This window comes from Arcicella aurantiaca (assembly GCF_003148625.1).
Taxonomy (GTDB): Bacteria; Bacteroidota; Bacteroidia; order Cytophagales; family Spirosomataceae; genus Arcicella; species Arcicella aurantiaca.
Genome location: NZ_QGGO01000010.1, coordinates 7,328 through 20,104, shown reverse-complemented (window position 1 = coordinate 20,104; position 12,777 = coordinate 7,328). Strand labels below are relative to the sequence as shown.

The 12,777-nt window shown below is 33.7% G+C and carries 11 protein-coding genes; 3 read left to right on the top strand and 8 right to left on the bottom strand.

Going from position 1 to position 12,777, the window contains the following annotated elements; all coding sequences use genetic code 11:
* Window positions 1-214: 214 nt before the first annotated feature.
* Window positions 215-1,393, top strand: a complete 1,179-nt coding sequence (locus tag LV89_RS10805; protein WP_109742911.1) for an acyltransferase family protein — start codon at window positions 215-217, stop codon at window positions 1,391-1,393.
* A 3-nt stretch (window positions 1,394-1,396) separates the two neighbouring features.
* On the opposite strand, the gene LV89_RS10800 is transcribed toward LV89_RS10805, so the two are convergent.
* The 8 genes from LV89_RS10800 to LV89_RS10765 all read right to left on the bottom strand — a co-directional run bounded on the left by LV89_RS10800 (window position 1,397) and on the right by LV89_RS10765 (window position 7,913).
* Window positions 1,397-2,125, bottom strand: a complete 729-nt coding sequence (locus LV89_RS10800) for a hypothetical protein (RefSeq protein WP_109742910.1) — start codon at window positions 2,123-2,125, stop codon at window positions 1,397-1,399.
* 180 nt (window positions 2,126-2,305) lie between these two features.
* Window positions 2,306-2,986, bottom strand: a complete 681-nt coding sequence (locus LV89_RS10795) for a cell division ATP-binding protein FtsE (RefSeq protein ID WP_109742909.1) — start codon at window positions 2,984-2,986, stop codon at window positions 2,306-2,308.
* Between the two features lie 222 nt (window positions 2,987-3,208).
* Complete coding sequence (gene fsa / locus LV89_RS10790) at window positions 3,209-3,865, bottom strand: fructose-6-phosphate aldolase (RefSeq protein WP_109742908.1); 657 nt, start codon at window positions 3,863-3,865, stop codon at window positions 3,209-3,211.
* A 150-nt stretch (window positions 3,866-4,015) separates the two neighbouring features.
* Entirely contained in the window at window positions 4,016-4,738 is a 723-nt protein-coding gene (pssA, locus tag LV89_RS10785) for a CDP-diacylglycerol--serine O-phosphatidyltransferase (RefSeq protein WP_109742907.1), read from the bottom strand.
* Between the two features lie 3 nt (window positions 4,739-4,741).
* Window positions 4,742-5,383, bottom strand: a complete 642-nt coding sequence (locus LV89_RS10780) for an MBL fold metallo-hydrolase (protein WP_109742906.1) — start codon at window positions 5,381-5,383, stop codon at window positions 4,742-4,744.
* A 45-nt stretch (window positions 5,384-5,428) separates the two neighbouring features.
* On the bottom strand, window positions 5,429-6,118 hold the full coding sequence (locus LV89_RS10775; RefSeq protein ID WP_109742905.1) for an SAM-dependent methyltransferase: 690 nt from the start codon (window positions 6,116-6,118) through the stop codon (window positions 5,429-5,431).
* A gap of 329 nt (window positions 6,119-6,447) precedes the next feature.
* Window positions 6,448-7,089 carry an REP-associated tyrosine transposase gene (locus LV89_RS10770; RefSeq protein ID WP_158279564.1) on the bottom strand — a complete coding sequence of 214 codons (642 nt, stop codon included), beginning with the start codon at window positions 7,087-7,089 and terminating at the stop codon, window positions 6,448-6,450.
* A 50-nt stretch (window positions 7,090-7,139) separates the two neighbouring features.
* On the bottom strand, window positions 7,140-7,913 hold the full coding sequence (locus LV89_RS10765; protein WP_109742903.1) for an alpha/beta fold hydrolase: 774 nt from the start codon (window positions 7,911-7,913) through the stop codon (window positions 7,140-7,142).
* Between the two features lie 362 nt (window positions 7,914-8,275).
* On the opposite strand from LV89_RS10765, the gene LV89_RS10760 reads away from it, so the two are divergent.
* Window positions 8,276-11,626, top strand: a complete 3,351-nt coding sequence (locus tag LV89_RS10760) for a TonB-dependent receptor (RefSeq protein WP_109742902.1) — start codon at window positions 8,276-8,278, stop codon at window positions 11,624-11,626.
* A 155-nt stretch (window positions 11,627-11,781) separates the two neighbouring features.
* Window positions 11,782-12,672, top strand: a complete 891-nt coding sequence (locus tag LV89_RS10755) for an SDR family oxidoreductase (RefSeq protein WP_109742901.1) — start codon at window positions 11,782-11,784, stop codon at window positions 12,670-12,672.
* Window positions 12,673-12,777: the final 105 nt, after the last annotated feature.

Sequence of the window (12,777 nt, the reverse complement as noted above, 5' to 3'; positions counted from 1 at the left end):
TCATGCAACGTATAAAGTAATAATATGGTCTTAATTTTTAAATTGTAAGAGGTTAATGTGAAAAAAATAGACAGAGTTTCATCAATCGTATGAAAAAGTTTTCAATGCTATATTTATATGAAAAATAAAATCAAGTAACTTTGTAGATAATCTATAGCATAAATTACTATTAAGCTTCTATGCGTTATTATCTGACATTATAAATCATTATTTTATGTTAAAAAAAACAAGTAATACCTATTATTATCATTTGGATTTCATTCGCTTTTTTGTTGTTTTCTTTGTTCTTCTACATCATTGGGTTTCTGAAACTCCCTTTAAATTTCTTCCATTTGCCAGTACAGTTGCTTTTGTATTAAGTGCTTTTTTATTGACTAAAGGATTATTGGAAGAAAAAAATCTTATATCCACAAACACAAAAAGTAACTGGATTGTAATTAAGGCATATTTTTGGAGGAGAAGTTTGCGGATTTTTCCAATTTATTATTTATTGATAATTGTTGCTTATTTAATTAATTGGAAAGGTGAATTCAAAAGTCATTCAGTATATTATTTTACATTTCTTCAAAACTTTGATATGGTCAGGAACAGTTATTCTGGTGTGGGTATTGTTCATACTTGGTCAATAGCTGTTCAAGAGCAATTTTATTTAGTTTTGCCATTTATAGTTTTGTTTTTGTCTAAAAAAGTAATTAAGTACCCTTTTTTAATAATGGTTATAGTGGGAATATTATCAAGGAGTTATTACTTTTTTATGCAATATCCATTTCGTTACAATCATTTTTTAACTGAATGTACATTAGACTGTTTTGGAATAGGAGGAATAATAGCAATATTATATATTTATTATCCTAAAAAATTTAAAAAATTTCTTAAAAAAGAAATTTACTTTTATCTGGTACTAATTATATACATACTAAGCTTTATTTTGTTTACTATGAATAGTAATGTTGATATATATAAGTCAGGCTTTTATACTGCATTAGAATTGAAAAACAGAGTATTAGTAGAACAGCATAATAATTTTTACCGAGTATTAGAACGATTATTTATCCCGTTATTATCCATTTGGTTAATTGGGTGGGGTATGTTTGATATGTACTCGCATGTCTGGAATACTATATTTAAGAATAGAACTATTCTTTACCTAAGTAAAATAAGCTATGGTATCTATTTGTATCATTTCCCTGTATTTTTAATTTTACGAAAAATATTAATCTATTTTAAGTATAATGAACATGGTTTTTTTGCAATTTCCACATATTTTATATTTACAATTCTTATATCATCTTTTTCATATTATTTTTTTGAAAAACCAATAATGGATTGGAATAAAAATAGAGAGGCTCGCAAAGCGGAGAAGATATACAGTAAAGAATGTGAGGCTGTTTAAATTTTACTCTTCAAACTTAGGCAAACTACTATTTACACGAATGTAATTTCCTTCGGTTGAGGCATTGTGTCCGAAGCCACAATCATAAGCATCTTCCATGAAATCTACTTTTGCACCATTTTCTAAAAACGTAATTTTAAACTTACATTTCCCAAATTCTTGATTGCTGTAAATAGCTTGGTTATTGGTATATTTTAGAATAGTTCTGCCAATTGAAGCCATATTATAAGCTGGAGCTGAAGTGACATTATTAAAACTGATAGCAATTTTATCGTTTCCAATTTGTTGCACTAACATTTCACCCGCTCCACCATTTTCGCCAAACGAGTATCTGTATGTTCCTGTTACGCTTTTTAAGGATTTTCGAGGAATGATTTGTTCTTGAGTTTTGCTCAATGACAAGGATAAATCTTTGGCATTGACTTTAATGGCATTCCATGTGCCAGTTATTTTATCGCCTTTCAATTCGGCTGAATATATACCTGTCACTTGTCCGTCAGGCATGAGTTCATGAAAGAAAAGCGTATTTTTCGATTGTGAACCAATAACTGAAATCGGAATTCCTTTTTTCTTGTAAATAACATTCCCAAAAACTGTTCCACCGTCCAGATTCAGCGTTAGCGTAATAGGAATTTTACCATTGATATTGCCATCGAAGATTTTTTGAGTGACTGCTTGTGAGAAAGATAAAGTGCTGATTAGTAGGAAGATGAATGTGAGATTTTTTTTCATAATAATATTTGAGAAGTTGAGCACATGGTGATTAGTTATTAGTTATTGGTTATTAGTTATTGGTGATTTGAAAATTGGGTATTCACAAAGTATTATGTTTTGAGGAGTTTAACCAATTCCCAGTTCCCAATCCCCAATTCCCAGTTCCCAATCCCCAGTGACCAATAACCATTTACAGATTTATGCTTTTTCTTCCAAAACTACGCCGTTTTCACATTTCATAATGCGGGCAGGGAATTTTCTAATCATGTCAAAGTCGTGCGTAGCCATTAAAATAGCTGTACCTGCTTTATTGATTTCGTGAAAAAGTTTGATGATTTGTTCTGAAACTTCTGGGTCAAGATTTCCCGTAGGTTCGTCTGCAAAAAGGATTTGCGGTTCGTTCAATAAAGCTCTGGCAATTACTACACGTTGTTGTTCTCCTCCCGAAAGCTGATGGGGCATTTTATCACGTGCAGGAGCCATGCCTACTTGCATCAATACTTCTGCAATACGTGCTTTCATTTTAGCTCTGTCAGTCCAACCTGTGGCTTCCAAAACCCAAAGTAAATTTTCATAAACATTTCTATCCATGAATAACTGAAAGTCTTGAAATACAACTCCAATTTTACGACGAAGGTACGGACGGTCTGAGATTTTCAATGTTTCAATTTCATAGCCAACCACTTTTGCCTTTCCTTGTTGAAGCCATAAATCTGCGTAAAGCGTTTTTAATAGAGAACTTTTTCCACTTCCTGTTCGTCCAATCAAGAAAACGAATTCTCCTTTATTAATCGAAAAATTAACATCATTTAAAACGATTCGGTCTTTTTGATAAATAAAAGCATTCTGGATAGAAACGATTGGCTCGGAAGTAAACATGGTCTATTAGTTATGAATTTTAAATTAAAAGTTAGTGACAATTTGCATCACTATCAAAGTTAAGTATATCTATTAAGATTTGAAATACCTTTCGCTCACAAACAAAAAACTCCGTAATTTATTGTTACGGAGTTTTTTTAGAAAATGTACAAAGTATTAAGTCTAAAGCAAAGAAGTTTGAAAATGTCTTAATACTTAGTACATGATACTTAATACTTTCAATTATGCGTTTGCTTTTGCGTGGTCAGCTAAGAATTGCTTCAAACCATTTTCAGTTAATGGGTGTTTCAACAACGCTAAAATAGCAGAAAGTGGACCTGTCATTACGTCAGAACCGATTTCAGCACATTTAATGATGTGAATAGGGTTACGAACAGAAGCTGCTAAGATTTCAGTATCAAAACCGTAGTTATCAAAAATAGTACGGATTTGTTCAATCAAATCGATTCCGTCAAATCCAATATCATCTAAACGACCGATGAAAGGAGATACATAAGTTGCACCTGCTTTTGCTGCTAAAAGAGCTTGACCTGCTGAGAATATTAAGGTACAATTCGTTTTAATTCCTTTTTCAGAAAAATACTTAATTGCTTTAATCCCGTCTTTAATCATTGGGATTTTCACAACGATTTTCTCATCTAATTCAGCTAATTCTTCACCTTCACGAATCATTCCTTCGTAGTCGGTTGCAATAACTTCTGCCGAAACATCACCATCTACTATATCACAAATAGCTTTGTAGTGTTTCAATACGTTATTTTTTCCGCTGATACCTTCTTTTGCCATTAATGAAGGATTGGTAGTTACTCCGTCCAATACTCCGAAATCATAAGCTTCTTGAATTTCAGCAAGATTTGCTGTGTCAATAAAAAATTTCATAATACAATTATACCTCCAGCCCCAGAGGAGGAATTTTGTTAAAATTTGGTAAGTCGTGGGGTAAATGACTTATATAATGATTTTACTAATGCAAAATATTAAATCGTGTTAAAGTTACACAATCTTGTTATATTTCAGAAAAATCTTTGATTATTCTTTTTTTAATAAATTCTGAACGATAGAAATCAAGATGTATAAGAATATTATTAAAGGAACGGCTACAAATTTCAGTAAAATCAATAGTAATACCGAAAGAATCAGAAAAATATATTTTATTTGATTTTCTGCCCAGCTAAAATTTTTAAATTTTAAGGCAAAAAGCGGTAACTCTGCCACTAAAAGATATGACATAATAATTGAATAAATCACTAACACATTGAAGTTGAGAATGTAAGGCGAATACTCTGGATTATATGCTAAGATTAGCGGAAATGATGCCACAACCATTCCGTTTGCAGGAGTTGGTACACCAATAAACGAATGACTTTGACGGGTATCAACATTAAACATGGCTAAACGTAAAGCTGAAAAAACGGCTAAAGCAAGAGCAATATATGGTTTGTAAAAGCCAAATAGTCCAACGGTACAAGTGCCAGAAGTACAGCTATTTTCAATGAGTTTGAGCATTATTAAAGCTGGAAGAACACCAAAAGTTACCATGTCGGCTAAAGAGTCTAATTCTTTGCCAATCGGTGATGTTACGTGAAGTAAGCGGGCGATAAAGCCATCAAGCCAGTCGAAAATAAGTGCTGCCCCAATCAACATTGACGCAGTCGTAAGATTTCCTTCAAATACTTGTATTATTCCGAATATTCCACAAATTAAATTACCACAAGTCAGAGCATTAGGAATATGTCTTTTTATTTCGTTCATGGTTTATGCTTTTACGTAGGGATTATATTTTTTCTCATCTCCGATAGTGGTAATGCCTCCATGTCCTGGGAAAATAACCATTTCGTCGTCGAGAGTATATAATTTTGTTCTAATACTATTTTCTAAATCTGGAAAACTACAAAGTGGAAAATCCGTTCTGCCTACACTTCTTTTGAAAAGTACATCGCCACTGATACAAATATTTTCTTCTTTGTTGATAAAAGCGACGTGTCCGGGGGCGTGTCCGGGAACGAAAAGAATTTCTAATTCAGTATTTCCAAATGTGATAATATCACCTTCTTCAATAAAAACATCCACTTCCGACCCTTCATAATTCGGAAAGCCATAATATTCTGCACGAGCCGCTGCATTTTGTAAGATTGGAAGGTCTTTTTTGTGTAAATGTAGTTTTACACCAAAGGTTCTTTTTACGTATTCATTGCCCAAAACGTGGTCGATGTGTGCGTGCGTATTGAGCAAATGAACTACTTTTAGTTGTTCATTGTCAATGAAATCTTTTAGCTCTTTACGTTCTTCGTAATTATGACAACCGGGGTCGATGATGACACATTCTTTGGTTTCGTCTGAAAGAATGTAGGTATTTTCCGAGAAGGGATTGAATGTAAATGTATGGACTTGTATCATTTTACAAAAGTAATAAAAAAATAAGGCTTTAGATGAAAAGCGGGATTAACCAATCAAAAACATGGTTGGCTTTTTGTGCAAATCGGGTTTTTTATTTTTCCAATCAGCAATTGTTTTTGTCTGAATCATCTCATCATTTCCTGTTACATTACAAGCAATACACAATAGCGTTGTGGGCTGACAAGTATTCAATAAATCTTCTAAAAAAGAATTGTTTCGGAAAGGGGTTTCCATGAAAATCTGGGTTTGTTCTTTTTTAGACTCATTTTCCAAAGCTTTGATTTTTTTAGAGCGTTCAATTTTATCAATCGGTAAATAACCATGAAAAACGAAAGATTGTCCCGAAAAACCAGAAGCCATCAAAGCCAATAGGATAGAAGAAGGACCAACTAAAGGCAAAACTTTCACGCCTAATTGATGAGCAACTTTTACCGCCAAAGCTCCGGGGTCAGCAACACCGGGACAACCAGCTTCTGACATGATTCCAATATTTTGTCCTCGGGGAACGGCATCAAAATATTTACGGACATCACTGATAGAAGTGTCTTTCGTCAATTCAAAAAAATGAAGATTATCAATGACAACGCCAAGTTTTAATTCACTTATAAACCGCCGAGCTGTACGGATATTTTCTACAAAATAATAGTCAGTCTGAGTAATCGCATTTTTGATTTGATTTGGCAAAACTGCCTCACTACTTTCTGGTGCGAGTATGGTTGGTATTAAATATAACATCTGTGTATTACGGACAGCCTTGTCCGTAGTTTTGATTTTATTTTTTGGACAATGCTGTCTGTATTACATTTTTTTTTTGGACAAGGCTGTCCGTAGTTTTGATTTTATTTTTTGGACAATGCTGTCCGTATTACATTTTTATTTTCGGACAATGCTGTCCGTATTACATTTTTATTTTCGGACAATGCTGTCGGTATTACATTTTTATTTTCGGACAATGCTGTCGGTATTACATTTTTATTTTCGGACAATGCTGTGTCCGTATTACATTTTTATTTTCGGACAATGCTGTCGGTATTACATTTTATTTTCGGACAAGGCTGTCCGTATTACAGTTGTTCGGAAAACATTTGATTCACATAACTAAAAGGATAATCTCGCCAATTTTCAACTAAGCCAATTTTAACGGGATTGTTCAAAACATAACTAATAATCCTTGTTAGTTCACCTTCATTTCTTACAACCCTATCATAACTTTCTTCTTGCCAAAATGAACCAGTTTTATTTAAAATTTTATTGGCTTGTGAAGCTGTAAATTGCTTTAGTCGTTGTAGAATTGTGTAGAGATTAATATCTTCATTTAAAACGGTAAAGACCAAATGTATATGATTTGACATGATAGTATAGCAAATCAATTCATATTGTTTACCGTCCCTAAAATGTAAAGCATCCATAATTATTTTAGCTACATTTTCATTCTTTAGCCAATGATTTCCGTTTGGGTTACTTTCTAAATATTTGTCAAATAAGCCGAAGTAACGTCTGTGTTGTTCATCAATAAGTAACTCTTTCTCAGAGTCATTTTTATTTGATAATTTAATAGCAGAAATCTTTTCCGCATTATCTTTAGAAATTTTGATGATTACATCTTTTGGCAAACTTCCATAGAGTCTTGTAGTGATAAAATACGTAGCTCCATTTTGTTGAAAATGAGGCAAATTCCTTCGGTAGAAAGGTTTAAAATTATTCATGATTGGTAGAATTAGTTTTAATATAACAGCCACAACTGTCATGATTACATTTATACGGACAAGGCTGTCCGTACAACATTGATAAACTCTTGTGGTTTATCCGCTTGTACCCAATGCCCTGCACCTTCAATGGTTATAATTTCATAATTGGGAAACAAGTCCCAAATTTTTCTTTCGTCTTCAGGCTGAATATAGTGTGATTCTGACCCACGAATAAATAAAACGGGTTTTGTTATCGTTTTTTCATTAGCCAATTCATGCCCGACAATATCAATATTTTTGGTGATGACAGGAACATTAATTCGCCAGTCGAACTCATTGTTTTTTTCTGGGTTTCTCCAAAGATTTTTCAAAAGAAATTGACGTACCCCTTCACTCTCTTCAAAGCGTTTCATCAACTCATTCGCCTCGGTTCTGCTTTTTAGGTTTTTCAAGTCAATGGAAGCTAAACCTTGCAAAATCATGTTATGATGCACAGGGTAAAACTTTGGTGCAATATCTACCACCATTATTTTAGAGAAACTCTCAGGATAATTCATGGCGAATTGCATCACGGTTTTTCCACCCATTGAATGCCCGATTAAAATGGCATTTTGCAGGTTATGGTCGTCGATAAACTCCTTTAAATCTGATGCCATTACATCATAATTAAAGTCATCACTACGAGGAGATTGCCCATGATTACGTTGGTCAACCATATAAACTTGATAAGCGTCTGCTAATACTTTTCCAATCGTGAGCCAATTATCAGATGACCCAAAAATACCATGAAGAATAATAATAGGAGTTCCCGTTTCGCCGACCTGTCTAAAAAAAAGTTTCATTTAATTAAAAATCTAAAAACTAAAAATGCCAAAAAATGTTTTAATAAATATAATTAATCATTTATACTTAGTTGAATAAATGATTAATTATTCTCAACAAAGTTAATGGGTATATTCTTAAAAAAATACTAAACAGATAGACTTCAATAATTTACTTTTACAATATAAATTATTTAGGAAAAATAAAATCGAAAAATAGACTTTTTTGAGGTTTTTCTTTAACAAATCCTATAAATCAATAGATTGGCTCTTTGATTTTTACATTTTCTTAATAAAGGCTTGTTGTTCTTGCTAAATTTTTGTTGTTATTTTGTATCCAAATTCACCCATTCAATTTCTAACTAAATTCCAAATTTTCAATCATGAAAAAAATCTTTACCACTAAGGTTGTTTTAGGAACTCTTTTGGTTCTTATGGCTTCCCTTTCAAGTGTGCAAATGTTTGCTCAGGTGACTTCTGCTTCAATTGTTGGTAGCGTTGTTGACTCAAAAGGTGAGAGCCTTCCTGGAGCAACAGTTATTGCAATTCACACTCCATCTGGTACTCGTTATGGTGCATTAACAAATAACTCAGGACGTTATACTTTTAATAGTGTTCGTGTTGGTGGGCCATACAAAATCACAGCATCATTCGTTGGTTTTAAAACACAAACACAAGAAAACATTGTTACTACATTAGGGGCAGCCGCTAATGTAGGTTTTAAAATGGTAGAAGAAGGAAGTCAATTACAAGAAGTTGTAGTTAAATCAAGTAAGAATGACGCATTTAGTTCAAGTAGAACTGGAGCTTCTACCTCATTTGGTGTTAACGCAATTAGTAGTTTGCCAACTATTGGACGTACAATTAATGACATCACTAAGTACAACGCTTATAGTAATGGTCGTTCTTTTGCTGGTCAAGATGCTCGTTTTAATAATTTTACTATTGATGGTTCTGTATTTAACAACGGTTTCGGTTTAGGTTCTTCATCTCAAGCGGGTGGTCGTACAGGTACAACTGCAGTATCTCTTGATGCCATCGAACAAGTTCAGATAAACATCGCTCCATTTGATGTTCGTCAATCAGGTTTTGCAGGTGCAGGTATCAACGCTGTTACTCGTTCTGGAACAAATGATTTTACAGGTTCTGCCTATCATATCTTTAGAGGAAGTAGCTTAGTTGGGAAAAAAGCAGATGGTAGAGATTTACCAACTGTAAATATTGATGAGAAAACATACGGTTTCCGTGTAGGTGGCCCAATCATTAAAGATAAATTGTTCTTCTTTGCAAACTACGAAACTTTCAAAAGCTCTAATCCAGCTTTGGATTGGGTTGCTAACCGTTCTGGAGCAACTGGTAACGTATCTCGTGTATTAGCTTCTGATATTGAGGACTTAGGTTCATTCATGAAAAGTAATTTCGGTTATGATATTGGTGCAGTTGATGGTTTTAACAACGAAGTTCAAAGTTCTAAAGGTTTATTAAGATTTGATTATAACATCAATGATAAACATAAATTAACTGTTCGTTATTCACATCACGATTCACAGTCAGACGCAATAATTAGTAATAGTAATAGTAGTAATACAGCAGGTAATGGTAACCGTACAAACTCTGCATTAGCATTGTCTCCACAAAATACAGGTTATATTATTGCAGATAACACTCGTTCAATTGTTGCTGAATTAAGTTCAAACTTCAATAGCAAATTCTCTAACAGTTTTATTGCTACTTATAATAAGCAAATTGAAGACAGACAATATAGAACATCTGTATTTCCAACTATTGACATCTTAAATTCAGGTAGTACTTATACTTCTTTAGGTTTTGACCCATTCACGCCAAATAATAAATTGAATTATTCAACATTAAACTTTACGAATAATTTAAGTTACTTCGCAGGAAAACACACTGTAACTTTAGGTTTAGCTTACGAATATTTTGTGTCTAACAACGTATTTTTCCCTTCTTCAAACGGTGTTTATGTATTTAACTCAATTGCAGATTTCAAAACAGCAGCATTGGCATACAAAGCTAATCCTAATTTGACTGTATCTCCAGTTACTTTGGCTCGTTTTAACTACCGTTACTCTTTATTGCCAAATGGACAAGAGCCATTACAAACACTTAATGCAACTACTTATTCTGCATACTTACAAGATGAATATCAAGTAACAGACAGATTGAAAGTTACTGGTGGTCTTCGTTTTGATGTATTCAGTTATGATGATGCAACTTCAGCATCGTTCTATAATCCCGTTGTAGCAGGATTAACATATAAAGACGAAAATAATAGTAATTTGAAAGTAAATACAGGAGCTTTCCCAAGTGCAAAAGTTTTAGTATCTCCACGTATTGGTTTCAATTTTGACGTGAATGGTGATAAAACTACTCAAGTAAGAGGAGGAACAGGTTATTTTGTGTCTCGTATTCCACAAGTGTTAATTTCTAACCAATTAGGTAATAATGGAGTTAATACCGCAGTAATCACAGCAACAAATACAACTGCTTATCCATTTACTTTAGACCCGTCGGTTTATAAGCCAGCAACAACTGATATTACTAAACTTCCTGCTTATGCAGTAAACGCTTCGACAGAAGGTTTAGAAAATCCAATGATTTGGAAATCGAACTTAGCGATTGACCAAAAACTTCCATTCGGTTTGATTGCAACATTAGAAGGTATTTATAACAAGAATATCAAAGCTTTACGTTATATTGATGCTAACTTAAAAGGAGCTTCAACTACTTTTGCTGGAGCAGATAATCGTGACCGTTTCCCTGCATTTGGTCTTTCTGGAACTGCTGTTAACCCTGCTCGTTTCTATAATACTGCAACTACAAACGTTTTTGTATTGACAAATACTGATAAAGGAGAGTCATATTCATTAACTGCAAAATTAGAAAAACCAACAACTGAAGGTTTTGGAGGAATGGTTGGTTATACTTATGCAGTAGCTAAAGATATTCAGTCTGTGGGTAGTACTGTACAAGCAAATATTCCTACTGTAACAGGTCAAAACTACTTGACTACTTCTTTCTCTGATAATGATTTACGTCACAGATTTGTAGGATACGCTAACTATCGTATTAATTATGGTGGTCAATTTGGAGGTTCAACAATGATTACTTTAGGTGCAGTAGCAAATAGTGGATTTAAAGCTTCTTATATTTATGGTAGTGACTTTAACGGAGATGGTCAAACAAATGACTTAATATTTGTTCCAAACAAAGCTTCTGATTTAGTTTTCTTACCATTAACAGTAGGTTCTGGTGCAACTGCTAAAACTTATACTGCTGCTGAACAAGCTGCTGCTTTTGATTCTTATGTAGATGGTAATGAATATTTGAGTACTCGTCGTGGACAATATGCTGAGCGTAATGGTGGTTATTCTCCTTGGTTAACTCGTTTTGACTTAACAGTTGAACAAGATTTTTACATTAAAACTGCTAAAGGAAGAAAGAATACTTTACGTTTCCGTGCTGACATCTTAAACGTTGGAAACTTATTGAATAATGCTTGGGGAGTTGGTAATGTTTCAACTTCATTAAATCCATTAAGTTTTGCGGGTGTTAATGCTTCGGGTGTTCCACAATATCGTATCGGAACTCAAGTTGTAAGAAATGATGCTGGTGTAAACGAAACAATTTTACTTCGTGACTCTTTTGTAAAAAGTATTACAGTTGATAACGTATGGCAAGCTCAATTCGGTATCCGTTATATTTTTGAATAATTGTTAGCGAATTAGAATTATAATAAAAAAAACCCGAATCGAAAGGTTCGGGATTTTTATTGCACAAATCTCAAAAGGTATGCTTGCATAATAAATTGAAACCTGTAATATTGCGTTATATTTAATCTTGAAATTATAATAAACAATCTTATAATATGAATTTTAATGAACCAATGCTCAGAGATGGAGCTTTAGCAGGAAAAACAATTGTTGTAACAGGTGGAGGAACAGGTTTAGGGCGTTCGATGTCTAAATATTTTTTACAATTAGGTGCAAATGTTGTGATAGCTTCACGCAAAATGCCTGTTTTGGAAGAAACAGCCGCAGAATTAATCGCTGAAACTGGCGGAAAAGTTTTGCCAATTGCTTGTGATGCCCGTAATTATGATGAAGTTGAAAATGTACTAAAAACAGCAGTTGAGCATTTTGGAGCAGTGCATGGTTTGGTTAATAATGCCGCAGGAAACTTTATTAGTCCAACTGAACATTTATCCCACAAAGCCTTTGACGTAGTGGTTGATATTGTGTTGAAGGGAACATATAATTTCTCTTTAGCTTTTGGGAAATATTGGATTGCAGAAAAAATCAAAGGAACTGTCATGTCAATCGTAACTACTTATGCGTGGACAGGTTCAGGTTATGTTGTTCCTTCGGCAACGGCAAAGGCAGGAGTTTTAGCACTTACACGCTCATTGGCGGTAGAATGGGGAGCAAAATACGGTATTCGTTTTAATGCGATTGCTCCAGGTCCATTTCCAACAGAAGGTGCATGGGAACGTCTTTTTCCTGCGGAGGCAATGGGAGAGGAGTTAGCAGCAAAATTAGCTCCAGAGAATAGAATACCTTTAAAAAGAGTAGGAGAACATCAAGAATTAGCCAATTTAGCAGCTTATTTAATGTCTGAGTTTTCGGCTTATATCAACGGTGAAGTAATTACAATTGATGGCGGAGAATGGCTAATGGGAGCAGGAGAATTTTCAGATTTAAACGAAATTTCTGACGAAAAATGGGCTGTTATCGCCAGAGCAGTTAGAGGGAAAAAATAATATCAGTGGGCAGTTATCAGTTATCAGTTATCAGTTATCAGTTATCAGTTATCAGTTATCAGTTATCAGTTATCAGTTATCAGTTATCAGTTATCAGTTATCAGT

What these genes read in the sequence shown, in the direction of transcription:
- LV89_RS10805 (WP_109742911.1), top strand. Translation starts at nt 215, where the DNA reads ATGTTAAAAAAAACAAGTAATACCTATTATTATCATTTGGATTTCATT.
- LV89_RS10800 (WP_109742910.1), bottom strand. Translation starts at nt 2,125, where the DNA reads ATGAAAAAAAATCTCACATTCATCTTCCTACTAATCAGCACTTTATCT.
- LV89_RS10795 (WP_109742909.1), bottom strand. Translation starts at nt 2,986, where the DNA reads ATGTTTACTTCCGAGCCAATCGTTTCTATCCAGAATGCTTTTATTTAT.
- fsa (WP_109742908.1), bottom strand. Translation starts at nt 3,865, where the DNA reads ATGAAATTTTTTATTGACACAGCAAATCTTGCTGAAATTCAAGAAGCT.
- pssA (WP_109742907.1), bottom strand. Translation starts at nt 4,738, where the DNA reads ATGAACGAAATAAAAAGACATATTCCTAATGCTCTGACTTGTGGTAAT.
- LV89_RS10780 (WP_109742906.1), bottom strand. Translation starts at nt 5,383, where the DNA reads ATGATACAAGTCCATACATTTACATTCAATCCCTTCTCGGAAAATACC.
- LV89_RS10775 (WP_109742905.1), bottom strand. Translation starts at nt 6,118, where the DNA reads ATGTTATATTTAATACCAACCATACTCGCACCAGAAAGTAGTGAGGCA.
- LV89_RS10770 (WP_158279564.1), bottom strand. Translation starts at nt 7,089, where the DNA reads ATGAATAATTTTAAACCTTTCTACCGAAGGAATTTGCCTCATTTTCAA.
- LV89_RS10765 (WP_109742903.1), bottom strand. Translation starts at nt 7,913, where the DNA reads ATGAAACTTTTTTTTAGACAGGTCGGCGAAACGGGAACTCCTATTATT.
- LV89_RS10760 (WP_109742902.1), top strand. Translation starts at nt 8,276, where the DNA reads ATGAAAAAAATCTTTACCACTAAGGTTGTTTTAGGAACTCTTTTGGTT.
- LV89_RS10755 (WP_109742901.1), top strand. Translation starts at nt 11,782, where the DNA reads ATGAATTTTAATGAACCAATGCTCAGAGATGGAGCTTTAGCAGGAAAA.